The organism is Paenibacillus lacisediminis (assembly GCF_046567315.2).
The window spans coordinates 133,489-157,937 of the sequence record NZ_JBKIAX020000016.1; the positions used below are offsets into that span (position 1 = coordinate 133,489).

Below are 24,449 nucleotides of genomic sequence, written 5' to 3' on the forward strand. Positions count from 1 at the left end.
GCGGCTGTCTATAGCGTTCGTGTCTTGGTATCCCTGCATGCTGCCTTGCACGATTATCCCTTTAGTTCAGATGGGAAAGGGTGGGGGCTAATCACGGTCCTTTCATTTTTCCCGGTGCTTTGCCCCATTCCTCCCGTCAGGCCTGCTTCACTTCTCCTAAACCTCCTTCTCCCAAACCTGTCTAACGATCTCGAACATGTCTGCTTCTCCCAAACCTATTTTCTTCTCCTAAATTTATCTTTCTCTCTGTTTCCGGATCAAACGGGATAATCGTGCAAAGCGTCCAGACAGCGGATATTGATCTGCCGACCAACCACCGGCCTTCCCTGTCAAGCGCTGATTATTAGGTTAAGCCTAAGAGTTCTTAGAATTTGCAATTAAAGTAAAGAAAGGACAGGGGTCAGTTCACGCTCGCCTGTCCTTTCTTAATAGATGAGGATCAACACGTTATGAGCTTGTCTTTCGACGAAGGTTTACAGATCGACTTTCCAGTTGCCCATCATCTTGGCGACTTCCGGATCGTGGTACGATAAGAAAAGACTTTCCCGTGTATCGAGTGTGGAAACTTGTTCCATATCGTCCGCACTTAACTCAAAATCGTATATGTCGAAGTTTTCGACGATCCGCTCTTTGCGCACCGATTTTGGAATGACAACGACTTCACGCTGAACAAGCCAGCGCAACACGATCTGGGCGACGGACTTGTTATGTTTTTCAGCGATCGAGGTCAGCACTTCGTTGCCGAACAGGTTGCCCCGTCCTTCAGCGAACGGCGCCCATGACTGGTGTTGAACTCCTTGGTCTTTCAAAAAAACGTTGGTCTCCGTCTGCTGGTAGAACGGGTGCGTTTCGATCTGGTTGACGGCGGGCACGATTTCGTTATGCACGATGAGGTCCATCAGACGGTCGGGCAGGAAGTTGCTAACCCCGATTGCCTTGATTTTGCCTTCGCGGTACAGCTCTTCCATCGCACGCCAAGCGCCGTAGTAATCGCCGAACGGCTGGTGAATAAGGTACAGATCGAGATAGTCGAGCTGCAGCTTATTTAGCGATTTGGCAAATGCCAGCTTGGCGCTCTCGTAGCCTGCGTCTTGAACCCAGAGCTTGGTCGTGATGAACAGTTCCTCACGCGGTACGCCGCTGCGCTTGATCGCGCGCCCGACCGCTTCCTCGTTCAGATAACCGGCGGCGGTGTCGATCAGGCGGTAACCGGTCATCAGCGCTTCATATACGGCGTTCTCGCATTCTTCAGCATCGGGAACTTGGTAGACGCCGAACCCGATGATCGGCATTTTTACGCCGTTGTTCAAGGTTACGGTTTGCATAGTGATTCCTCCCATTGTCCAAATGTATAACGGCAAACGGCCGCGAATCCCGGGGGATTGGCGCTGCGGAGCGGTAGTTCCGCTTATAGCCGGTTTGCATTACAATAAGCTTAGAGCCTTCGTGTTACACGAAGTCAAGACGTATTCAAAAATTTATTTCCCAAGGAGGGTTTCACATGCATACGGTCAAAGAAGCCGCCCAGATCACGGGACTCACCGAGCACGCCGTGCGCTTTTACACGGATAAAGGCCTGGTGCCAAGCGTACAGCGCAATGAGAATAATATCCGGATGTTCGACGAAGAATCGATCAACTGGCTGCATGGCGTCAAATGCCTCAAGCAATCCGGGATGCCGATTGAAGTCATTAAAATGTACGTCGATTTATGTTTCGAAGGGGATACGACCATTCCGCAACGCTACAAACTCATCATGGAGCATAAAGAAGCGGCGCTAGCTAAGCTCGAGGAAGCCAAGCGGCATGTTGCCCATTTGGAAGAGAAAACCGCCCTATATCAGGCCATTCTGGAGCATCGCTCTCCAGACACGACCAATCCCGGCAACTGGGACAAAATTCAGCATATGCATGGTGACGTATTTTACTCGCCTTCTGTTCGTAAACCATTTTAGATATTTCGTGGGCGGTTATTCGTGTCGGAACGATTAAGGAAGCGGAGTTTTTTGGAGAGGCAAATATCCCTGCGATAAAGCTTAAGATTGATTTTGGACCGGAGATTGGAATGAAATCCTCAAGTGCACAAATAACTAAGCGGTATAAGGCTGAGGAAATTGTAGGGAGGCAAGGTATAGGAATCGTTAATTTTCCTCCTCGGCGCATTGCGGGGTTCAAATCGGGGGTATTACTTGTACAAGTCTATTTTCAGGAGATGAATGCCTATGGTACCAACAAGTGAATGGCTGTCCCAGTGGGAGCAGCAGCGTGACAAATTGAAATGCCCTGTAGATTTAAATGACTATTTTACTTTGCCTGAAATTGCAGGCAAGCAGCTGGAAATTATAGATATCGGTCCCACCTCTATTCCTACCGGCCAAATTCTTGTCCGCGATCCGCTATGTTATTTGGGGCATATTGAGGAGCAGCCTTATTTTCAAACGGCGCCCGTTGGAACCTACTCAGCCGAAGTCTGTGTGGTGAAGCCGGACGAGGATGGTGACTGTGCTCGCTATGCCGCCGTTCGTCTGCGTTTTTCCGATGTTCCTGCCGTCCGGTTCGAGGAAGCTCTGATTGGACATGAAGATATTTCGGGGATGGGGGACGGAGAGTTTTTTGGCTTTAATGTAGATGCCGGTCTGGCATGTATTTGCGATAAGCAGGCGCATCAAGCTTTTTGCGACTTTGCTAGTCGTTGGCATAAAGAACATCCTGATGGCAATCTTTACGATGACTATTTTGCCGCCCTGTTTGCCAAGAGTTTTCGTGAAAATCCGCAGTATCAGCGCGATGGAGGCGATTGGGTGAACTGGCGGATTCCTGATACCGAGTACCATGTACCCATGTTTCAGTCCGGTTTTGGTGATGGCGCTTATCCAGTTTATTGGGGCTACGACCAAGCGGGTGAAATTTGCCAAATCGTCGTTCAGTTTATTGACATTCAATTGGCATACACGTAAGTTCAACTTACCCATGCGCTCCATCACAGCCTTACACGTTCCACCATGCCAATACAAAGGAGAACGTTCATCACATGCAAATGTATACGATAAGTAGAGGGGAACGACATACGAAAGGAGTGGTAGGGGAGAAGCGGATTGGCTGGAAGCTGCCGTAAGCCTGTTCCCGACCTGCAAAGCGATCTGGATTCCATCCAGCGGGAAAATGCTGCATCCGGCCGAAATTGCGGATAATCCGTACGAAGGAGCGGCGAGGTTCTTGCAATTCGGCATGAATATCCGCTATTTTACCATTCATGGGACCGAAGACAGCTTGATCGATTCGCTTGGCCTCTTTGCGCTTGGCCTCCCGGATGTCCAGTACCACTTTCATACATTGGATCCGAACGACGTGTCACGGCATGCATTCAATGTCGCAGCCTACTTGTTTGAAGCGGATGTGCCGGTGAGCGACGGCGATACGATCGCCGGCTTGCTGAACGGGGAGATGGTACCGGACGTGCATTGGCCTTGCAGGTTCGAAATGGCGCTGATCCAGCCTTCCAGAGAAGTAATGGACGTCAGTCCGGGCAAATTTGCGGCAGGAGAACGAGATTAAATCTGGCCGCCGCCCCGGCATAAACGTCCCCGCTCCCGGCCGAAAAGGCCGTATCTTTTCATTGGCTAGCCTAAGAGGACCGTTCAGGCGCTGCCCGTGTACACATCGGTAGTTAAAGCCCATGACCCTTTTACTGTATCCCTTTCATATAACCCTGAATTTTCGAGGAGAACGAAAAGAGCAGAATACTGAGGAGGATTGCCGCTCCTCCAATGACTCCAAAGTATACCATCTCGTTGGCAGGCGAATAAAATCTAACAATCTGCGCATTAATCGCTTGGGCAGCCGCATTGGATAAGAACCATAAGCTCATGGTCTGGGCCGAGAAGGCCGAGGGCGCTAATTTTGTCGTTGCCGATAGTCCTACAGGAGACAGGCATAATTCCCCCAGCACAACGATGAAATAGCTGAGAACGAGCCATAAAGGATTAACCAAGGAATGCTCACCGCCAAAGTAAGTCGGCAAGAGGATCACAAGAAAGGATAATCCGGCAAACAATAAGCCTAAGGCGAATTTCTTCGGTATCGTGGGCTGCCGTTTTCCAAGCTTTATCCATAACCAGGCAAACAGTGGAGCTAAAGCAATAATAAATAAAGGATTTAAAGACTGAAACCAGGCTGGCGATATATGAAGTCCGGCAAAATCCAATTGCGTACGTTTATCTGCATAATTGGCAAGGATGGTTGACCCTTGTTCTTGAATAGCCCAGAACATAATCGCTGCAATAAACATCGGAATATAAGCAATGAGTCTTGAGCGTTCAACGCTTGTCGTTCGTGGACTACGGAACATGACAATAAAATATAGGGTTGGAATCAAAATCCCCAGAATACCTACGATCGCGATAAAGGATTTAAACGTTAACAGACCTAACGGAATCGTAATAGCGACGATACCAGCGAGAAGCACTGAGCCGAGAACGACTATAGGGAACACTTTTTTCCGTTCCGCCTGTGATAACGGGCTTGCCACTAAAGTGCCTGCAAGGCCGAGGTTTTTCTTCTTGGTAAAGACAAAGATGATTAATCCCAGAAACATACCGACGGCTGCAATGCTGAAGCCCAGGTGGAAGTTGTAATTCATGCCGACGGTTCCTACAATAAGCGGAGCAATGAATCCCCCCAGGTTGATGCCCATATAGAATATACTGAATCCTGCATCCCGGCGTTGGTCACTTTCACTGTAAATTTCCCCCACAACACTGGATACATTAGGCTTCAGCAAGCCTGTACCCAGCACGATCAGAACCATGGAAACAAAAAATAGTGAAATACTTCCCGGGATGGCCAAGGCGATATGCCCCAGCATGATTAATATGCCGCCATAGAATACAGCTTTTGACGCACCGAATATTCGATCGGCTAACCAGCCACCAATAATCCCAGACATATAGACAAGTGAACCATAGATAGACATAATGGCAAGAGCTGTGCTCTCATCCATGCCGAGTCCGCCTTGACTCAGTTCGTAATACATGTAATAAACAAGGATAGCTTTCATTCCATAGTAGGAAAAGCGCTCCCAAAACTCTGTAAAGAACAGAGTAAATAACCCTTTGGGATGTCCAAAAAATCCCCGTTGCGGAACACTCTCAACAATTCTTTGTTTGTTTAAATCAGCCATGCTGATACTTCCTCCCTTGGTGTAATAGAAATTTTTTCAAAAGCATCACCACTTAGTAATAATACCACATTATCCCTTGATTACCCTCCATTGTCAGAAGATGGGTATTTCCTTACGTTTGAAGGACCGAGCTGGCAGTTAATTTTTGTTCCGGCTGACATCCCTGGAGCGATATTCGAAATTGCCTTACCGGTTTGGCTCATGGTGAAGGGATTTAATCTGCATACGCAAGCTTCCGCAAAATAAGGTGGTTCTGATATTTATCTGGCTAAGAGGGCCATTAGGCTTTTTTCTTTTACTTGTATGTCAAAGTTAAGTGTACAACTATTTCTTTGGGTATTCAGTGATGTATACCGCCCCCGATAAAATGGTAAATTTGCGGGATTCCGGTAGTACGTTTTCTGAGCACACCAATGCTCTAACGGTTGCCACAAGCGCTATTTGTTCCAAAAACGTTGATTTCAAATTGTAACGGTTGCCATGGAGCTTATTTCGCTGAAAACCGGTAATTTTTGCTTGGATTCAGACAAATAACGGCAATCCTCTTTTTGTTATGCTCCATTCCTTGATTTGAAAGCTTCATAAAAATGGCTCTCCTTTTCGGGTTACACATTTTATTATTTGTAACTTGCTAGTGAGCTAAGCATAGAATGCCGAGTTACAAAAGTCAATAGTTGTAACCGGCCTCGCCAATCTGTATAATAAGACCATGAAAACTTTAAGCAGAGAACTCATTTTGGAAACCGCACATCGAATGGTCGTCGAACACGGGATGGAGAAAGTTAATCTGTCCAAAGTCGGCTCTGAGCTGGGGACAACTCACGCGGCGATCTACAAGTATTTTTCGGGCAAAGAAGAGTTGTGGACCGAGCTTGCGTTGTCGTGGCTGGACCATGAACTGGCGGGGATTTTTCCATTTGACACGGACAAGTACTCGTCTACGAAGGACATCGTGCACGACTGGTTATGGATATTAAGTCAATCGAAATATGAAGCTTATGTGCGTGAGCCGGAAATGTTTAAGCTGTATACGGCCTATATCGATAGGAATCCGGCGGCACTCGCTCGGCACATCGGCGATTTGGTAGGTAGCTTGAAGGCAGCGAGCGGCATTGAGGACATAAAGCGTCTGCATGCCATTTTGCTGGCTTTTTCTTATTTTTCCGCGCCGGCTTATGCAGACAATTGGCTGCGGGTTGATTTCAAAGCAGAGTTCGAAGCGGTTTGGAAGCTGATCGAAGCGGGGATTGTGGGGTAGCCCCGTTAAGCTGAACGCTACCATAAGCAGTGAATTTACTCTAACGTAAGGATGATCCGAATTGAAAATTTTATTAGTCGAAGATGATAAGACGATCGCGTCGGGTCTGGAATATTCGCTGCAGCAAGATGGATATCAAACCGTTCTCTGCCATGATGCCGCTTCAGCCAAAAAGGTGCTCGCCGAAGATATCGATCAATTCGCTTTATGCTTGTTCGATTTACAGCTTCCGGATGGAAACGGCTATGAACTGTGCAAAATGGTGAAGGAGCGGCGGGACATTCCGGTCATCTTCTTAACGGTGATCGACGAAGAGGTCAATGTCGTGATGGGGCTCGACATGGGCGCCGATGATTACATTACCAAACCTTTTCGAGTTCGTGAGCTGCTCTCCCGGATCAAGTCCGTCTTGCGGAGATACCAGAAGCTGTCCCACGCCGGAGCGATCATCGACATCGGCCATGTTCGAATCCATACGCTGGAAGGCAAAGTGCATAAAAACGGTGCCGAAATTCCGCTAACTGCCTTGGAATATCGCTTATTGCTGATCTTCGCCAACCACGTTGGACAGGTTCTCACAAGGAGTCAGCTCTTAGAGCAAATCTGGGACGTGGCTGGCGACTTCGTGAACGACAATACGTTAACGGTGTATATCAAAAGGCTGAGGGAAAAGTTGGAGGATGATCCAGGGCATCCGACTTTGATCAAAACGGTACGCGGTTTAGGCTATAAGGTCGGTGATTAGATGCTGCGCAATCGGGAAATTCAAATGTTATTACTCGTAATGAGCTCGATCGGCATAATGGCAACCGTGGTTGCTGCTTTCTTTTCGTCCGTCGCGGCGATATTCGTTTTTATTGTATCCATGCTGCTCATGGGCACGAGTTTGTTATTCACGAGCTGGAGATACCGCGAATTAGCGAAGCTCTCCGTTTATTTGCGGGAAATAAGCAACGGCAATGATTCCCTTGACGTTCGTGATAACCAAGAAGGCGAGCTAAGTATTTTAAAAAATGATATTTACAAAGTGACGCTCATGCTATCGGAACACCGGTCGCTATTGCAGCGGGACAAAATTCAACTGACGGATGCCATATCCGATATTTCACATCAGCTCAAAACGCCGCTCACCTCCATGACGGTGATGGCTGATTTGTTAAGCGCCCCTAACCTGCCTCCGGCCAAAAGAACGGAGTTCACCCATCATATTCGCGTCCAGCTTGAACGTATCGATTGGCTTGTTTCTTCCCTGTTAAAGCTATCGAAAATGGATGCGAAGACCATCCCATTCAAAAAAGATCGAATACTCATGAAAAACCTGATCCAAAAGGCGCTAGAGCCGGTTATGATTCCGATGGATATTAAGGGACAGACGGTTTCCATCGAGGGCGATGACGAGGTCTCTTTTGTCGGCGATTTCAATTGGACTGCTGAAGCGGTCATCAATATTTTGAAAAACGGTGTGGAGCATACACCTGAAGGCGGAGCGATCACCATCACATTTTCCGAAAACGCGCTATTCACGGAAATCGTCATTGCTGACAACGGAAAAGGCATCCCGAAAGAGGATTTGCCTTATATTTTCAAACGTTTTTACAAAGGAAAGAATGCCAGTGAAGGGAGCATCGGTATAGGGCTTGCGATGGCTCACAGCATCATTGCCAACCAGAACGGCGTGATCGATGTGACGAGCGACAGCGAGAAGGGTACGCAGTTTCGGATTAAATTTTATAAGCATGTGATTTAACGGCACTCCGTAAGTGACTGAATTGTCACCTCCATCGTCACTGGAAAGTCATTTTGGACAGATAAAATGATATTCATCAGATGAACGATGGAGGTAAGAGCATGCATTTGAAGCAACAGCGTAAGACTATTTATGCAATCACTATATGCTATACCCTTTTAATTATTTATTTTTGGTTTTTCGCTTTCGGCAGAACGGATAGTGTAGATCAAATCAGCGAGTACACCTTTATTTTTTTGCCGGACGCTTTTTTTAGGGTGCCGGGTCTATCCGATATTCTACATCCCACGCTGATGGATTTTGTGGATCTCGGGAACATCGCAGCCTTTATCCCTTTTGGCATATTGATTCCGTTGTTATATCGAACCAGCTTTGTTCGCTTTATGACTTTGTTCATCCTGTCCATTCTTGTGGTGGAGACCATTCAGGCACTAACTTTCCTCGGCAGCTTTGATATTAACGACGTCATCCAGAACTCATTGGGTGCTGCCATCGGATTCGGGGCGTACAAGCTTGGCTTTCGTACAAAAAACAACTGGAGAAATATTGCTGTCACGGGTATTTCCAGTGCTGTCTTGATGCTCGGCGTGTGGGGGGTCTTCGGGATGATTGACCAAATGTTCACCAAAGAAATTGGCCCCTTTGTGGCGATCAACGATTTGAAGGATAGTACCGGGAATACAATAACGGGAACCAAACCGAGCAGTCTTAAGGTTGGCGGTCAAGACGTGGAACCCCAATATAATGTGTATGGCATCGAAGGTAACAAGCAGGAGACGTACACGTATACGTTAGGCAATAAGGAGTTGTATCTTAGCTTGAATTATGGAATTCCTGATCAGAAGGATTTCCAGGGCAGCATCAAGGTTACCGTTGACGGGCAGGAGTTCCTGTCCGTATCCGCAGAAGATCAACTCCATGAGCCGGATATGAGGATCATTTATCTCCCCCAGGCAAATGAGCTTACGATAATTATTGAGGGGAATGAAACCCTTTGGGATGTTGGATATAGAGAGATGGTATATACCTGGAATTGAGCATTTAGGGAAAAGAGTAAAATAATGGAAATTTTAAAAATTGAGCATTTGTCTAAAATATACGGCGCAGGCGAATCGGTGGTGAAGGCGCTTGACGATGTTTCCTTTTCGGTCCAAAAAGGCGAATTCGTTGCGATTATCGGCCCGTCCGGATCGGGGAAATCAACGCTCCTTCATATGCTGGGCGGCGTGGATCGGCCGACTGGAGGGAAGGTTTATGTTCAGGATACGGATATGTATGCCTTGAACGAAACGCAGCTGGCCATCTTCAGGCGCAGGCAAATCGGCCTGATCTACCAGTTTTTCAATTTGATTCCCGTCCTGACGGTGGAAGAGAATATTACGCTGCCGCTCTTGCTGGATAAACAAAAGGTAGATCAAAGGCAATTGGATGGCCTTGTGAATACGTTGAATTTGCAGCATCGATTAAACCACCTGCCGAATCAGCTATCCGGCGGACAACAGCAGCGGGTCTCGATCGGCCGAGCGCTCATCGGCAATCCTGCGATCATGCTGGCCGACGAACCGACCGGAAATCTGGACAGCAAGAATAGCAGCGAGATCATCGACTTATTAAAAATGCTGAATAAGACCTATCATCAGACGCTGATCGTGATCACGCACGACGAACGGATCGCCTTGCAAGCCGACAGGATCATTTCGATTGAAGACGGGAGGATTGCCAAAGACGAGGTGATCAGGCGATGAATATTGTCAATACGTTAACCATCCGGCATCTGAAGCAGAACAAGAGACGAACGCTTGTAACCATCGTCGGCGTCATCATTTCGGTTGCCATGGTGACCGCTGTCGCTACGCTTGTTTTCTCCTTTTCGGATTTAATGATTAGGCAGACCATTGCGGATACAGGGGAGTGGCATGTCCAATATCAAAATGTGACCAAAGAACAGCTGACGGCGATACGGGGCGATGATGCAACCAAAAGCGTTGCGATCACAAGAGACCTTGGCTATGCCCCATTAGAAGGGGGACAAAATCCTAATAAGCCGTATTTGTTCATCAAGGAATATGATGCGCAAGGGTTCGCACAATTCCAGGTTGAACTAAGCCAGGGGCGTCTTCCGCGTACGGATAAGGAAGTTGTGATCTCCGAGCCCGTTGCCATGAACGCCAAAGTGAAGTACGAAATCGGCGATCGTCTAACCCTTCGCGTCGGCGAACGATTCCAACAAGGGGGCGATCATCCCCTAGATCAGACCGAATCACTGCGCAGGGAAGACGGCACATTGACCGAAACGTTGCAGCATATCAAGATAAGGGAATATACGGTAGTAGGCTTCATCAAGCGTCCCGCATGGGAACCGGCGTGGGCCCCGGGTTATACGATCATTAGCTATGTCGATGATCATATGATCGGGGAAAACGATCGAGTCGATGCGTCGGTGGTCTTACAGCGTGTTAATCCGTCCTTGTTCGCTCATGCGGAGGATTTGGCTAAGCAAAACCAAATTGAAACCGTCCAATATAATAACGATTTGCTTCATTATTACGGCTTGTCCAAAAGCAAAGCCTCGTACAGCATGATGTTCTCCTTATCGGCGATCCTTATGGCGGTGATTATGATCGGCTCGGTTTCGCTCATCTATAACGCTTTTGCGATCTCCGTCGCGGAACGTTCCCGCCATTTAGGGATGCTCGCGAGCGTGGGCGCTACGAAAAGGCAAAAGCGAAATTCAGTGCTTTTTGAAGGTGCCGTCATTGGCTTGATCAGCATTCCCATTGGCATCCTATGCGGTCTTGCGGGGATCGGGATCACCTTTTGGTTCATGAACGCGATGATTGAAGAGGCATTAGGGACCAGTGAAAAGCTGAGGCTCATCGTCACGCCATTATCGCTCTTGATTGCTTGTCTTGTTTCGATGCTGACGATTTTCGTTTCGGCGTATCTCCCGGCGCTGAAAGCATCCAAGGTTTCTGCTATGGACGCGATTCGCCAAGCTGCCGACATAAAGCTTACAGCCAAAGCTGTGAAAACGTCGAAGTACATCCGCAAGCTCTTCGGGATCGAAGCGGAAATCGGGCTGAAAAACTTAAAAAGGAACAAACGGAGATACCATGCTATTCTTTTTTCGCTTGTCATCAGCATCGTCTTGTTTTTGACGGTATCGTTTTTTACGGCCGGTATGACACAATCCCTGGAACTGTCGCGGGAAGGCGTCAATTACGATATTGAAGTATCGTACAGCGATGGCAAAAGAATAGATGACCGGTTGCTGCGATCGATTGTATCCCTGGATGGCGTCACGGAATACAACGTGATTCACGAGTTATATGGGAACGCTTGGGTCGATGCGGCGATCATCGCCGACGAATTGCAAGAGCGTATTAAGAAGGATAAGAGTCTGCTGCAAGACGGGAAATACCCCTACGATATTAAGATTCTTGCCTTAAACGATTCGAGTCTGCAAGCCTATGCCAAAGCGGTTGGAGCAGACTACGAACAGCTTACGGATCCGGATCATCCCGCTGCGATCGTGATGGATACGATTCACTACAAAGATATGGGCACGGGGAAATATGTGCAGACGAAGGCCATGTATACGAAGGTCGGTCAAAGTATCGAGCTAACGAACTTCTATCAAGAAAATGGGGAAGAAACAAAGGCAGATAAAGTGATCGTTGCCGCATTGACGGATCAAGCCCCGATGGGAATGAACCCGATAGGCGTAGGCGGATTAAATATGATCGTGTCGGAACGCGTCTTGAATCGGCTGGCAGGCGACGAGGACCAAGCTAACGCTTCGACGTACCTCCATTTGAAAAGCACGGAACCGATGAGAACGCAGCAGGAAATTGAAGAGATGCATGAGACCAATCTGAACGTCTACAATGTATATCAATCCAGAAAAAGCGAAGAACGGCAGATTCTCTTGATGTCCGTCTTTTCTTACGGTTTTATCGTATTAATCTCTGCGATTTCCATTGCGAACATTTTTAATACGATCTCAACGGGGTTGTCTCTTCGCAAACGAGAATTTGCGATGCTGAAATCCGTAGGCATGACGCCAAAAGGCTTTGCGAAAATGATGAACTATGAAAGTATTTTTTACGGAGTCAAGTCGCTGTTGTTCGGGCTTCCCGTTAGTTTCGCCGCGATGGTTCTGATCTATAGAGCATTTGCGAACAAATTCAGCTACGGGTTCACCCTCCCTTGGATGAGCATTCTGTCTGTCATTGTCGCCGTATTTGTCATTGTCGGTTCCGCGATTGTTTATTCCGGCGCGAAAGTAAGAAAGGAAAATATTATAGATGCATTAAAGCAAGAGAATATATGAGAGCTATTGGTCAACATGAGTGATGCATACTGTCACCAATAAAACTCTTAATATTGTCGACTAAGGCCGTTTGAAGGTGGAAAATTAAGGGCACCTGGAAGGGTGCCCGTCTGTGCCCATCCGAGCAGGATGGCTTTTTCTGGTCTTCAAAGCCGATCTTGTCCAAGATTGGATACTATAAACCTGAGGAAGGAGTACCCGCGTTTGAGGAGGTTGAAGTTGAGAGACCAAAAGCGTCAGGGAGGGATTTGCTCGTAGAAGTGAGGGCGGTATCTGTCAATCCAACGGATTGGCGTTCGCACATGGCTAAGAAACCTGATGATTCTACGATAGCAGGCCGAGACGTAGCCGGCGTAGTGGTCGAAACGGGACCGGATTGCCATCTGTTCAAGGTTGGGGATGAAGTTTATTATTCTGGCAGCAACATTCGGCCAGGCGGGTTCAGCGAGTTTCACCTGGTTGATGAACGAATCGTCGGCAGAAAACCGCAAAGCCTCGATTACGCAGAGGCGGCGGCGCTGCCGCTAACAACGATTACAGCGTGGGAAGCTTTGTATGACCGCTTGGGAATATCCAAGAATCCATCAGACAATAAGGGTAAAAGTATTTTGATTATCGGGGCCGCGGGGGGAGTCGGATCGATCGCTACCCAACTGGCCAAGCTTGCCGGACTTCAGGTTATCGCCACAGCCTCGCGTCCCGAATCGATTGAATGGACAAAGGAAAACGGTGCCGATCATGTTATCGATCATCGTCAACCGTTGGAGCCTCAGCTAAAGGAATCTGGCCTGCATGGCGTTAAGTATATTTTAGTATTAAATAGTCCGGATCAGTATTTGAATGAGCTGGCGAAAGTGATTTTGCCACAAGGAAAAATCTGCTCGGTTTTGCCATTCGAACAACAGGTTGATCTTAGCGCGTTCTTTGCAAAAAGCGTGACATTGGTTTGGGAACTGATGTTCACTCGTTCCATGTTTCAGACGGACGATATGATTGAACAGCATCGGTTGCTTACTGAGGTGTCTCATTTGGTGGATTCGGGGAAAATACGAACAACTTTAAAACAGCGTTTGGCACCCATTAATCCTGATAACATGAAGGAAGCATTTCGCCAGAGTTTGACCGGAAGTATGCTCGGCAAAATCGTATTAGAAGGATTTGAAAAATTCTGAGGGGAGTAGAAGGGGAATCTGGGTGCTAAGGGACACCAGAGCCGTTATTTTCGAAAAAACGGAGGATTGCAAAATGTAATGGACACAGAAGACCTTATTTAGCTCAAATCGTCCTGAATGAACGGGTTTAGAGCGAAATAGGGTCGTGTGTGTCCGTTAGCCTGGGAAATACCCGGGAAATGGGCGGATAAGGTCGCTGGTGTCCGTTAGAGCAGCGTCCACTGGATGTAGACTACAGATTGGAAAGGGCCGAGGTACTCGACGCTACTGTTCGTCAAAGAAGGGGGAAGGTTACTCAAAAAACCGAAGAGGGAATGGGAACCCATCCCTCCAATCGCTCCAAAGTAGAAGTCAGAGCCACTAAAGGACAAAGGACGCCGTCTGGCGTTCTTCTTATTTCTTTTTCTCCAATTCCGCCTTTAATCTTGTATTCTCTTCCAACAGCTGTTGAACGTCCGGGATATCCTTGCCGGAAACCCAGCCATACAAATCGTCTCTTGCTGCATACACCGGCAATTGGTCACGAAGTACCATTGTAATGTGCCGTACATCTTCAACATAATAGGTAGGGACTTGTTCCATGACCGCTTGCTTAAACTCTTGAAACTTCTGATAGTATTCAATTGCTGTGAAGTCGTATGGCTTTTGTCTTAATGCTTCATCCGTGACAACAAAAGCAAATCTAGGTTTGCCCGCTTCTCCGGCATACTCGTATTCCCATTGCGTATAGCTCTTGGATTCATCATCAGGAAGCGTTAAGCCATAGAATCCTCCGAGAATCAGGATATACACATCGGACTCGTCGATCCATCTCTTCCTGATTTTCATTGGACTTTCCTTGAAAGATTGCTCTACCCCAGCAGGGATATGACCGGCTTGAAGTATGGCTTCGACAGCGATATGTCTTTCCTCGATAAGATCGTAGTAAGTAGACGATATGTAAATTTGTAGTTTTTTTCTCATAGCCCACCCAAATTAAAGAATTTTAGTATAAATAGAATCTACCACTCGCTCACTTTAATTGTCAAAACTTGATCTAATCAGTTGAATATACGGTGGTTAGCCAATTTCAGTGCTCCAAAATGGCAGTGTTCCTCAGCAGAATCTTCCGCAGTAAACTTCATATATGTTTTGGGACCTCTTAAAGCTGTGTATAATCGTTCGGGCTGTCCTGCAAAAGCGTGATCATGTTCCGCTTCGCAAACAAGCACGGGACACTGGATTTGTTCAGCAACGCCTTCTAAGGTAAAAGGTTCCGTTTTGTGCACAAGTGAACTTAAATCGAATTCACCGCCTGCTTTACCGCCTAATCCCGCAGCTATTGCCCCCACTTGGAAGGAGAATAAACCGTCATTTGCTATGCAAGCAGCGAGCCTGTGCTCATAAGCAGCTGCGCGCGGAGCCAAATACCCACCTAAACTAATACCCATTAACGCGATTTTGTCGGAAATGACTTCCGGACGTTTAGCCAGATAATCGACAACAGGAGTTACAACAGCCTCCCAGTCATGTCTGAATGGAATTTGCTGTTCGCGTATAACAGCCCCTTGTCCTGGACCCTCGAATACCAAACAATGATAACCTCTTTCTAAAGCAGAGATAACGACTTGGAAATAAAGCTCTTCTGCAGTGGAATCATATCCACCATGAACAATCAAAACAGGGCCTGGTCGATTTCCGGCTAAATATAAGTAACCGGGCAGCTTAGTATTTTCATAAGGAATAGTAACAATCTCCCAATGATGATTAAGTAAAGTAAGAGCCTGTCTGAATGTGCTCCGGCTCAGCCCCCATGTTTCCAAAATACGTTTATCCTCCACGTTAGAGGATTATAGAGAGAGGATTTCTTCCTTTCAAGAACAGAGCCCTGACGTCAATCACCCTCTGTTTTCTACAATTTCCGTTATAGAAATGGGGATAAACTTCGAGGAGGCAAGTATCCTCTGGTGTAATAGGATGCTGGAGGTGTTAAAGCAGCATAAGCTTACGAGTAGAACGGTGAATCATATCTGACAATAGCCTATTCCCCTATGTACCTAAGAAGGAAGGATCGGGGGCTGCCCCGATCCTTCCTTCCTGAGTGTTATATGTTTTTTCTACTGCACTAAACTTTCCAAATCCGGCTGCAATTTATTCCGCAGCGCATACAGCATGATGGCTCCAACAAGGAACGCTACTGCATCCGCAATGACGAGCGACCAGACCACCCCGTGGAAGCCGTTCATTTGATTGGCAATAAACAACACAGGAATCAGAGTAATTCCCTGAATAACGGACATCATGAACGCGGCGGTTCCTTGCGCTGTTGCTTGGAAGATCCCCGTAAACAACGTAGTCATTCCTGTAATGAACAAGGATAAGAACGTCACATGCAGAATGTAGCTGCCCATTTCAATTAATTGCGGATCATTCGTAAATAAACCAATCAAGTGGTCGGAAATCAGATAGACGATGACGCCGAACACAACGGCTAACGCCACAATCGTTTTGATCGTAAATCCAATGGTATGCTTCATACGTAATTTATCTGCTGTAAAAGAGAAGGCAATGAGCGGCACGACTCCCTCGCATAAGCCCATCAGAATAAACTCAGGAAACTGCAATAAACGCGATGATATTCCGTAAGCCGCTACGGCCTGATCTCCATATTCGACAAGAAAATGGTTGAAGATCAGCGACATTGCACCCAAGAAGATACTCATAATAAAGACGGGAACTCCGATTTTGAATACATTGCTTAGAATGTCCTTGGTGGCCCTGAACCATTTTATGGAGACAGTTAAGAATTGGCTTTTATATCCCATATGAAAGGCGTAGAAAACACTCGCAACCAAGTTAGAAATGACCGTAGCAGACGCAACGCCGATCACGCCCCAATGGAAAACGAAGATGGCCAGCGCATCGAGAATAATATTCACGACAACACTCAGAATCATACCGATCATCGACGTGATAGCCGCACCCTCCGAACGCACGATATTCTCCAGCGTGAAGAATAATACGACGAATGGTGAACCCATAAGCATAATTGTGACATAATCCTTCGTGAAGCCGAAGGAGTCAGGCGTTGCCCCCAGGCCCTGGACGATTGGATCGATCAATGGGAGACCGACGGCCATCACGATAAGACCGAGAACTAAACTGCTGTAAAAGGCGAATGAAGACACATGCTTTACATCATCATATTTTTTCTCACCCAGCAAACGGGAGATGAAGGTACCGCTGCCTATGCCAATCAAGTTGCCTAGAGCCATGATGATCGCGAATAACGGCAAAATTAGTGCTAGTGCGGTTAACATGGCGGTATTGCCCAGCGTACCAAGGAAATAGGCATTCAAGATGGAATAGATGACACTCATTGACGTACCTAGCATCATAGGTACAGCGAAGTGAGCTACGGCTTTAGCGATCGGTGCTTTTTCAAAATAATGGAGGTTCTCTGCATCCATGCGGGTCACCACTTTCTTAATATATTTTGTTCTTATCTAACGGTGTTAGTTTGAACCTTACAGTGTTAGATGATATCATGAACCTATAGACCTGTAAAGCATAAACTTACACTGTTAGATAAAAGGGCGGATAACGATGAAAAAGCAGCAGCCTCAGATTTCGGAGGATAAGATTTTGGAAGCTTCTTGGGAGCTTTTGGGGGAGGGGGGGATCGAGAAATTCAGCATGAGACGACTGGCCGACCGGCTGGGGATTCAGGCTCCCTCTCTGTACTGGTACTTCAAGAGCAAGCAGAATCTCTACCAGCGTCTGGCTAATCAGGTATCGAAGCTCATTCTGGAGGAGTTTCACTCCGAGGGAGATTGGAAGGAGCAACTGACAGGGCTTGCGGGAACGGTACGGAGCGTGCTCAGCCGGTATCCCTGCTCCACGCAGCTCATGATGATGACGCTGCCCCATGAACCGGACATCATCCGGTTTACCAACCGGATGATGCTCTGTGTGGAATCGACACCGCTTGAGCAAGAGCAGAAAATGCAAGTCATTACTACGTTTGTCAACTATGTCTACTTCTTCGTTCTGGACGCTTATCAGCATGAGCGCAATGTTTCCGCTATTCTTAAGGAGCAGGGGGAGGAAGCGCTTCCGGGCGAGGAGATGATCCACCTGCTGGACTCCATGAGCGAGACGGAAGCGGGACTGTTCCGAAGGATGTTCACGAACGGGTTGTTCAAGCTGATGGGGACCGACAGGGCATTCGAGTTCGGCTTGAAGCTGATTCTGCTCGGGATTGAGCAGGTGATAAAGGAGCAGGAGAAGTAGAATGTAAATGTTGTTCCCATAGCGTCCGGAACTCCTCGCTCCTGGCACATAACTTGTCGACCAGTTCTTGAAACCACGAATCGTTCATGTACAAGGCAAGCCTCTTCCGCCAAAACCCCAGCGGAAGAGGCTTGAAGATGATGAGCCGGTTTGCTCCCGGGGTTATTCTTAGTCAAGGGCAACACAAGGGAAATGAATGGTTATGCATTCCCCTCGCGTTCCCCAACGTCAAGGCCTGCCGCTGAACCGCTCTAGCGCTTCCTCGGTAACCGGCGCAAAGAGGTTGACGAGGTTGCCGTCGGGGTCGCGAAACAGCGCAGAGCGGTTCCCCCATGGCATTGTGGTCGGTTCCTGCACCCACTCATCGACAAGCGGCTTCAAGCGTGTGTACTCGGCATCGACGTCGTGGACGCGAAACTCGATGATCACGGTGTGGTTGTCGGCCGCGCGCACGGAACCAGCGCCAAACAGTTGCACCGTCTGGGAGTGGCCGATTGCCAGGGTGCACGATGGCAGAACAAACTCAGCGAAAACAGGTGCGGGGCGCTTTGCCGAAACACCTGTGACTTTCTCATAGAACACGACGAGCCGATCCAAGTCGTCGGTAATGATGCGTACAGAAGCGAAATTCACGGGACATCAACCTTTCAATAATATAATTTTACGCTACGATACCGTATCGTATCATATCGGCCTGAAGAACACAAGCGGCTAACAAAAAAATGTGTTCGCAATGGATTCGTTGCCTCACTGAAGCACAAATAAGTAGTAATGGCAAGCCCCAAGCCCCCGGCGCCAAGGATGCTCCCATGGTATAATGTGAAGGACCTATTATTTTAAGGCAACGAATCCCAGTTTAAGTACATTTATGTTGGAGGGAAGATGGTGACTACGTCTAAGAAAACTGAACGTGTGCCGTTGGACAAGGTGAATAGACGCGTCGAGCGTTCACGGCATACCGTTCTGACCACTGCATTTGAACTGCTCAGCGAAGGCGGTGTGGCTAGCTTCACCGTCGACGAGGTGGCGCGTCGTTCCGGGGTCGCCAAGACGACCATCTACCGTCACTGGCCGACGCGGGAAGCACTGGTGATCGACGCCTGTTCTCGGATGATTGCTGAGCAGGAAACGCCCGACACCGGTTCACTCGAAGGTGACGTCACGGCTATCCTGGTGGAAATCGCGCACCTGCTGCAGACGGCCAATTGGTCCTTCGTCCTGCCGTCAATTGTCGACACCGCCGAGCGCAATCCGGAGTTCGCGGAAATCCACAGTCGGATTCAACGCGGACACGCCGCACCCCTGCGGGAGGTCCTGCAGCGCGCGGTAGACAGGGGCGAGCTGTCGGCACACGCCGACCTGTCAACGATCGTCGCAGCCCTGCTGGGGCCACTCTTCTACCGCCGCTGGTTCTCGCGCGAGCCGATCGACGACCAGTTCGTAAAGGCGATCATCAAACGCGTACTCGCTTCACTTTAGTACGAGACGCCTACCACTGCTTGGCCGGACATCGATCGCGGACCAGCGAATATCTATTTTGAGCGCCATAAGCTGCGGCATCCTGACGCAACGCGATCGAACCCTCGGCCTGGAGAGCGAGGGTTCGAAAACAGGTTATATACATAAACCGTGTTTCTTCGTAAATAATTACGTCTATTCCGATCCGAATGACTTGCCAACATGAAGATCTTCGGGCGTTTAGGTCCTTTTCTGATGCACTAAGCAATCGGATAATCCATGACTACGATTCCTTCGGCAAATGGGCCCATGGATTGCAAAAAATTTTGATGCAGGGGATGCTGAATATAATCCCGGCAAGCCTGCTGATTCTCAAAAGTAACTCGAATGCCCAATGTATACCCCTGTTTATGCTCTATTTCCTCCGTAACGTTAATCCCGGCGCTTAGATCGACAATACCTGGGATATCCCTCTTAAAGGCATGCGCGCGCTTCACCACATCTTCTTGTTGTTCAATAGAAACATTGGGTTTAAGTTTCAATAGTACAATATGCTCGAACATCTTTTTTTCCTCCCAGGTTCCTGATTATACTTCACTTCTTGCTATACTCCCTAAGGAGAACATAGACTAGTGTATATGGACCTGACGAGGCTAGGAAGAGATCTGGTTATCGTAGGATCGCGAATATCCTACGTTCATCAATGGATAGGAGGCATGGAGATCATGGCGGACGGATTGGATCGTTACGAGGAATTGTCCCGTTTTTTGCGCACGCGCCGGGAACGAATAACCCCTAAGCAAGTAGGATTGCCAGAGTCCGGACGCAGACGTACACCCGGGCTTCGCCGCAGCGAGGTCGCTCTGTTGGCAGATGTGGGATTGGATTGGTATACCTACTTGGAACAAGGGCGTCATATCAACGTATCCGCCGAGGTCCTTGATCGAATAGCGGGAGTGCTTCGGTTGAATGAGTCGGAACGCAGGCACTTGTTTCATCTAGCCCGCAAGCAGTTCCCCTTGATCGAAATAGAGAAACCCCCTGAGGTAGTACCTGCGCTTCAACGTTTTTTGGATAGCCAAAACTTGTCTCCGTCGAATGTCATGGATGCGCGAATGAACATTATTTCCTGGAATGCAGCCTACTGCGCGTTGAACGGGGAGCTCGCGGCTATGTCTGAAAGGGAGCGGAATTTTGTCTGGATGACGTTTACATCACCCCGTTTTCGTTACATCAAGGGGGACCAATGGGAACTGCATGCGCGGCGGATCGCCGCAAAATTCCACGCCGGGTATGCACGTCACGTTGACGACCCTTGGTGGTCGGAGCAGTTCGAGGCGCTGTGCCAAGCCAGCAGCGAGTTTCGAGAATTTTGGGACACCCATGAGGTTCTTGATGCCATCGATGCTCCTAAGGCACTGCAGTGTCCGAATCTCGGGACTCTGAATTTTGATCTTGTTTCGTTTCAGTATTTGGACGATTCAAACCTGACGGTTTCCATCCATGTTCCCCATCAAGACGGCACGGTGGAAAAAATGCAGCGGCTGGTAAGTGATTATCAGAGCCGGCGCCCGGGACCTTTTGAATCTTTACAAAGAGTTTAGTGTGGAGGAGAGGAATCTGGGGGCTAAGGGACACCAGAGCCGTTATTTTCGAAAAAACGGAGGTTTGCAAAATGTAAACGGACACAGATGACCTTATTTAGCTCAAATCGGCCTGGATGAACGGGTTTAGAGCGAAATAGGGTCATGTGTGTCCGTTAGGCTGGGAAATACTCGGGAAATGGGCGGATAAGGTCGCTGGTGTCCGTTAGAGCAATGTCCACTGGATGTAGACACAAGTCATTTATCCGTAAATCCTGCCCAAAGTGGAATACTCCATCACGAAATACGGCAAGAGCCTGTCTCCGATTTTGGAAGCCGTGCATCAATGGGGAGCGGCCCATGTCGAGCGAAAGCAGCTCAAAATGGCGAATAATGAACAAACAGAAACGGACTAGCGTTCGACCTTACGCTAGTCCGTTTCGTTCTGCACCGTGTCACAATCGGCCTATCGTGCAGATCCTTTTCAAGCAAACGGCAGCTAATTCTAACGCGGATTCGTGGGTTTTCTAATTTCAAATCTCTATTTTTGTCTCCAAAAACTCAAGATACTTTGGGTCGTCCTCCATAAAAATCTCCATACCGGCGCCCATGTAAGCCCGGGTTAACTCGTCAGCCGCCTTTTCAAAGTTTTCCTGTTCATAATACAACTGTCCCAGTCGAAGATGAATATACGGATTACCCAACCCTTTCGGACACTGTACGGCATTAAAAAAGCACTTGAAGGCCTTATCGTAAGTCCTCATACGAAAATGGACATCTCCAATAGCCACGTATATCCAGGTAGCAGCCTCCCATTCTCGATGATTTTCAGGCAATAAACGGAGGGCGGCAATATATTTTTGCTTGCCCGCATCAAGATCGCCTGCCTTCACCAAATCATCGCCTTGTTTACATAGAGCGGTAATTTCGGAATAAGTGGAATCTGAAAGCTGCAACGCGATCTCTCCTGTTCTATTCGATGGGATTCATGAATGTTAGCCAATGATCGTTTTTTGATTTTCATCAAAAATGATTGCGTCTGGTATTGCCAATAAATATTCTATCGCCCAAATGATTTGGTCCGTAAATTCTCTCCCATCATCAGGCGAGAAAACGAAGCGAATGCGCTCGGTACAGTCTTTGATTTCAGGCGGACAATCCTTGACGGTGCTTGCAACATAATTGACATCTGCGACTACATTGGGGCCGGTTTCAAAATGTGCCGAAAAATTCCACTCTGGCCAACGAAGAATCATATATCTTGCTTTCGTGAACGGGTTCGCCGATGCCCCGATTTCCAGGCCATTCTTAGTTTCATAATCAAAATAGGCGCTCAACTCAGAGGAAAGACGCTCGTAGGAGTAAGGATCTGACGACTTCGAAAGGTAGGCATGTATTACAGACATGTTCCAATTCTCCTAGTCCAAGGGGATAGACGAGCCAACAATACTAAGACCGGGAATTCTTAAGTTCGTATCGTCTTCTGATATGAAAAGTCTACCAAATTTTCAGGCACATTCATAGTTTGGGGATATCGCTGAAATAGCGCCCTTTTTTTCTTTATGTTGTCACCCGAGATCAATTGCGAAGCCCAACTTGATTTTACATAAACAAGGAACGATTGTTGAACAAAGATAGTCATGAGATTATAAAATAATCATAGACGTATTGGCCTACCGGGCGCTACACTGGGGGAAGCGACAAAGAATAGATACATTAGGAGCATGTAAAACGTGACATTAACAGATCGTATTCCATCATGGAAAAAACTTAGTCTTTTTGCCGTGACTTGGCCTATTTTCGTCGATTCCGTACTGCGGATGCTGCTGGGCACGGTGGACGTGTTTATGTTAAGCCGCATTTCCGATAAGGCGACCGGGGCAGTAGGTTTGGCCAACGAGATTATTTACTTCTGCATTCTGATGTTCGGGTTTGTCGGCATCGGCACCAGCGTCGCAGTCTCCCAGTATATCGGCGCCGGGCGGGAGAAAGAGGCGAGCCGCATTTCGGCGCTGGCCATTACGATGAACCTGATTTTCGGGATTCTCGTCAGCTTGGTCCTCGTTCTTTATGGGGAGCCTCTCCTGCATCTGTTGAAGTTAGATCCCGAACAAATCGGAATCGCAAGCCATTATTTAAAAATCATCGGCGGTTTTATGTGGATTGAGGCGCTCTCTTATGCGGTGTCGTCGGTCATCCGTTCGAGCGGACACACCAAAAGTGTTATGTTCGTAACTTTAGGCGTCAATATCATTCATGTGACAGGAAATTATTTGCTCATTTTCGGGAACCTAGGCTTTCCAGAGTGGGGTGTGACGGGTGCGGCTATATCAACGGTCGTTAGCCGTTTGCTCGGCATCGTCGTTCTTTTTATCATTTTGTATCGGCGGGTTCCTGCACCGATTCGCGGAAAGGATTATATTACCTGGAACGGTTCCTACTTGAAACAGATTTTGAGCGTTGGCTTGCCTGCCGCGGGCGAGCATCTCTCCTGGCAGTCGCAGTACCTCATGATTATCAGTTTTGTCAATATGATCGGCATTACGGCACTAAACACCCATGTTTACGTCATGAACGTATCCAACTATTTTATGGCGCTTGCGATGGCGATCGGGGCGGGTACGGAAATCATTGTCGGTCAAATGGTCGGTGCGGGGGAAATGAAAGCGGCCTACAAGCGACTCATGAAAAGCGTGAGGATCAGCTTCGTGTTAACTTTGGCCATCGTCGGTACGGCAGCGATATTCCGGCATGGGCTGATCGGCATGTTCACGAAGGACACCGAGATCATTGCCGCCGGAGCGAGTATTTTTTTGCTTTCCATCGTACTCGAACCCGGCCGGACCTTCAATATGGTCATCATCAATTCGCTGCGCGCCGCCGGGGATGCGCGTTTTCCCGTCTTGATGGGCGCGCTCTCGATGTGGGGCGTCTCAGTGCCGCTTGCTTATGCGTTAGGCGTTCATTTCGGGATGGGGCTGCTTGGCATCTGGATCGCTTTTGTGGTGGACGAATGGCTGCGCGGGGTCATCATGCTGCTTCGCTGGAGGAGCCGGGCCTGGGAGAAGAAAGCGCTCGTGAAGCCTGTTTCCGTTTCGGAAAACGGCATGGGGGCGTGAGATATTATGGAGAGTAAAAGATAATTGAATAAGTCACGGCAGCAGCTAATCAGAGATGATCAGCTGCTTTTTTTATCAAATTTTGGGCATGGTAGAGGGCGATGCGCAGGTAGAGATGGGAGGGGGAGAGGATTCTGGGGGCTAAGGGACACCAGAGCCGTTATTTGAGGGAAAACGGAGGATTGCAAAATGTAACGGACAGAGGAGCACTAGCCATGCAAACAACCTGACATGAAAAGTTGAAATTATGGTCCAATTACTATTTTGGTAATTAATGAAATATATTTACAGGTTTGTTTCGGTCTTAGATTCAAAAAGGAGAATGTCCG

General features: G+C 48.0%; 24 protein-coding genes and 2 pseudogenes. 17 read left to right on the top strand and 9 right to left on the bottom strand.

The genetic code is table 11. From position 1 onward, the window contains the following. Window positions 1-473: 473 nt before the first annotated feature. Window positions 474-1,325 (bottom strand): aldo/keto reductase, encoded by an 852-nt coding sequence (locus tag ACLD72_RS25055; protein ID WP_411000701.1) that lies wholly within the window; start codon window positions 1,323-1,325, stop codon window positions 474-476. A gap of 176 nt (window positions 1,326-1,501) precedes the next feature. On the opposite strand from ACLD72_RS25055, the gene ACLD72_RS25060 reads away from it, so the two are divergent. The 4 genes and pseudogenes from ACLD72_RS25060 to ACLD72_RS25075 all read left to right on the top strand — a co-directional run bounded on the left by ACLD72_RS25060 (window position 1,502) and on the right by ACLD72_RS25075 (window position 3,554). Further along, on the top strand, window positions 1,502-1,954 hold the full coding sequence (locus tag ACLD72_RS25060; protein ID WP_411000699.1) for a MerR family transcriptional regulator: 453 nt from the start codon (window positions 1,502-1,504) through the stop codon (window positions 1,952-1,954). Continuing rightward, window positions 1,948-2,193, top strand: a pseudogene (locus ACLD72_RS25065) (tRNA-binding protein); the annotation flags it as partial. The gene ACLD72_RS25060 and the pseudogene ACLD72_RS25065, both read left to right, overlap by 7 nt. Before the next feature lie 28 nt (window positions 2,194-2,221). Further along, entirely contained in the window at window positions 2,222-2,956 is a 735-nt protein-coding gene (locus tag ACLD72_RS25070; protein WP_411000697.1) for a DUF4241 domain-containing protein, read from the top strand. Window positions 2,957-3,161: 205 nt separating this feature from the next. Further along, on the top strand, window positions 3,162-3,554 hold the full coding sequence (locus tag ACLD72_RS25075) for a DUF4261 domain-containing protein (RefSeq protein ID WP_458476203.1): 393 nt from the start codon (window positions 3,162-3,164) through the stop codon (window positions 3,552-3,554). A gap of 130 nt (window positions 3,555-3,684) precedes the next feature. Here the strand turns inward: ACLD72_RS25075 and ACLD72_RS25080 are convergent, their stop codons facing one another. Then, a complete protein-coding gene (locus tag ACLD72_RS25080) occupies window positions 3,685-5,178 on the bottom strand; it encodes a peptide MFS transporter (protein ID WP_411000695.1) in 1,494 nt (497 codons plus the stop codon). Window positions 5,179-5,887: 709 nt separating this feature from the next. On the opposite strand from ACLD72_RS25080, the gene ACLD72_RS25085 reads away from it, so the two are divergent. The 7 genes from ACLD72_RS25085 to ACLD72_RS25115 all read left to right on the top strand — a co-directional run bounded on the left by ACLD72_RS25085 (window position 5,888) and on the right by ACLD72_RS25115 (window position 13,688). Next, window positions 5,888-6,436: a TetR family transcriptional regulator gene (locus ACLD72_RS25085; protein ID WP_458476204.1), complete on the top strand. Its 549-nt coding sequence runs from the start codon at window positions 5,888-5,890 to the stop codon at window positions 6,434-6,436. A 61-nt stretch (window positions 6,437-6,497) separates the two neighbouring features. Continuing rightward, on the top strand, window positions 6,498-7,181 hold the full coding sequence (locus ACLD72_RS25090) for a response regulator transcription factor (protein WP_411000691.1): 684 nt from the start codon (window positions 6,498-6,500) through the stop codon (window positions 7,179-7,181). After that, the gene (locus ACLD72_RS25095; protein ID WP_411000689.1) at window positions 7,182-8,183 is read left to right on the top strand and encodes a sensor histidine kinase; all 1,002 of its coding nucleotides are present in this window, start codon (window positions 7,182-7,184) and stop codon (window positions 8,181-8,183) included. A 101-nt stretch (window positions 8,184-8,284) separates the two neighbouring features. Continuing rightward, window positions 8,285-9,220: a VanZ family protein gene (locus tag ACLD72_RS25100; protein WP_411000687.1), complete on the top strand. Its 936-nt coding sequence runs from the start codon at window positions 8,285-8,287 to the stop codon at window positions 9,218-9,220. Window positions 9,221-9,244: 24 nt separating this feature from the next. Next, a complete protein-coding gene (locus ACLD72_RS25105) occupies window positions 9,245-9,928 on the top strand; it encodes an ABC transporter ATP-binding protein (RefSeq protein WP_411000685.1) in 684 nt (227 codons plus the stop codon). Continuing rightward, the gene (locus ACLD72_RS25110; RefSeq protein WP_411000683.1) at window positions 9,925-12,516 is read left to right on the top strand and encodes an ABC transporter permease; all 2,592 of its coding nucleotides are present in this window, start codon (window positions 9,925-9,927) and stop codon (window positions 12,514-12,516) included. The genes ACLD72_RS25105 and ACLD72_RS25110 overlap by 4 nt, the downstream gene beginning before the upstream one ends. Before the next feature lie 158 nt (window positions 12,517-12,674). Continuing rightward, window positions 12,675-13,688 (top strand): zinc-binding alcohol dehydrogenase family protein, encoded by a 1,014-nt coding sequence (locus ACLD72_RS25115; protein ID WP_411000682.1) that lies wholly within the window; start codon window positions 12,675-12,677, stop codon window positions 13,686-13,688. Between the two features lie 393 nt (window positions 13,689-14,081). On the opposite strand, the gene ACLD72_RS25120 is transcribed toward ACLD72_RS25115, so the two are convergent. Together ACLD72_RS25120 and ACLD72_RS25125 are read right to left on the bottom strand one after the other, a co-directional pair. Then, the gene (locus ACLD72_RS25120) at window positions 14,082-14,651 is read right to left on the bottom strand and encodes a DUF4062 domain-containing protein (RefSeq protein WP_411000680.1); all 570 of its coding nucleotides are present in this window, start codon (window positions 14,649-14,651) and stop codon (window positions 14,082-14,084) included. A gap of 77 nt (window positions 14,652-14,728) precedes the next feature. Further along, entirely contained in the window at window positions 14,729-15,508 is a 780-nt protein-coding gene (locus tag ACLD72_RS25125) for an alpha/beta hydrolase family protein (RefSeq protein ID WP_458476205.1), read from the bottom strand. On the opposite strand from ACLD72_RS25125, the gene ACLD72_RS25130 reads away from it, so the two are divergent. After that, complete coding sequence (locus ACLD72_RS25130) at window positions 15,462-15,701, top strand: hypothetical protein (RefSeq protein WP_411000676.1); 240 nt, start codon at window positions 15,462-15,464, stop codon at window positions 15,699-15,701. The genes ACLD72_RS25125 and ACLD72_RS25130 overlap by 47 nt on opposite strands. An 83-nt stretch (window positions 15,702-15,784) precedes the next feature. Here ACLD72_RS25130 and ACLD72_RS25135 read toward each other — a convergent pair whose 3' ends face one another. Continuing rightward, entirely contained in the window at window positions 15,785-17,137 is a 1,353-nt protein-coding gene (locus tag ACLD72_RS25135; RefSeq protein WP_411000674.1) for an MATE family efflux transporter, read from the bottom strand. A 136-nt stretch (window positions 17,138-17,273) separates the two neighbouring features. On the opposite strand from ACLD72_RS25135, the gene ACLD72_RS25140 reads away from it, so the two are divergent. Continuing rightward, window positions 17,274-17,960 carry a TetR/AcrR family transcriptional regulator gene (locus ACLD72_RS25140; protein WP_411000672.1) on the top strand — a complete coding sequence of 229 codons (687 nt, stop codon included), beginning with the start codon at window positions 17,274-17,276 and terminating at the stop codon, window positions 17,958-17,960. A 228-nt stretch (window positions 17,961-18,188) separates the two neighbouring features. Here ACLD72_RS25140 and ACLD72_RS25145 read toward each other — a convergent pair whose 3' ends face one another. Beyond that, window positions 18,189-18,593 (bottom strand): VOC family protein, encoded by a 405-nt coding sequence (locus ACLD72_RS25145; RefSeq protein WP_251594142.1) that lies wholly within the window; start codon window positions 18,591-18,593, stop codon window positions 18,189-18,191. A gap of 279 nt (window positions 18,594-18,872) precedes the next feature. Here ACLD72_RS25145 and ACLD72_RS25150 point away from each other — a divergent pair, with 279 nt between their 5' ends. Continuing rightward, window positions 18,873-19,439 carry a TetR/AcrR family transcriptional regulator gene (locus tag ACLD72_RS25150; protein WP_458476206.1) on the top strand — a complete coding sequence of 189 codons (567 nt, stop codon included), beginning with the start codon at window positions 18,873-18,875 and terminating at the stop codon, window positions 19,437-19,439. A 239-nt stretch (window positions 19,440-19,678) separates the two neighbouring features. Here the strand turns inward: ACLD72_RS25150 and ACLD72_RS25155 are convergent, their stop codons facing one another. Further along, on the bottom strand, window positions 19,679-19,981 hold the full coding sequence (locus tag ACLD72_RS25155) for a Dabb family protein (protein ID WP_411000668.1): 303 nt from the start codon (window positions 19,979-19,981) through the stop codon (window positions 19,679-19,681). A gap of 162 nt (window positions 19,982-20,143) precedes the next feature. Between ACLD72_RS25155 and ACLD72_RS25160 the strand changes: the two genes are divergently transcribed. Further along, complete coding sequence (locus tag ACLD72_RS25160; protein WP_458476207.1) at window positions 20,144-21,022, top strand: helix-turn-helix transcriptional regulator; 879 nt, start codon at window positions 20,144-20,146, stop codon at window positions 21,020-21,022. Window positions 21,023-21,273: 251 nt separating this feature from the next. Continuing rightward, window positions 21,274-21,417 (top strand): annotated as a pseudogene (locus ACLD72_RS25165) (winged helix-turn-helix transcriptional regulator); the annotation flags it as partial. A gap of 117 nt (window positions 21,418-21,534) precedes the next feature. Here the strand turns inward: ACLD72_RS25165 and ACLD72_RS25170 are convergent. Continuing rightward, a complete protein-coding gene (locus ACLD72_RS25170) occupies window positions 21,535-21,957 on the bottom strand; it encodes a tetratricopeptide repeat protein (RefSeq protein WP_285890352.1) in 423 nt (140 codons plus the stop codon). A 39-nt stretch (window positions 21,958-21,996) separates the two neighbouring features. Next, window positions 21,997-22,407 (bottom strand): hypothetical protein, encoded by a 411-nt coding sequence (locus tag ACLD72_RS25175; RefSeq protein ID WP_411000665.1) that lies wholly within the window; start codon window positions 22,405-22,407, stop codon window positions 21,997-21,999. A gap of 327 nt (window positions 22,408-22,734) precedes the next feature. Here ACLD72_RS25175 and ACLD72_RS25180 point away from each other — a divergent pair, with 327 nt between their 5' ends. After that, on the top strand, window positions 22,735-24,120 hold the full coding sequence (locus tag ACLD72_RS25180) for an MATE family efflux transporter (RefSeq protein ID WP_411000664.1): 1,386 nt from the start codon (window positions 22,735-22,737) through the stop codon (window positions 24,118-24,120). Window positions 24,121-24,449 lie beyond the last annotated feature (329 nt).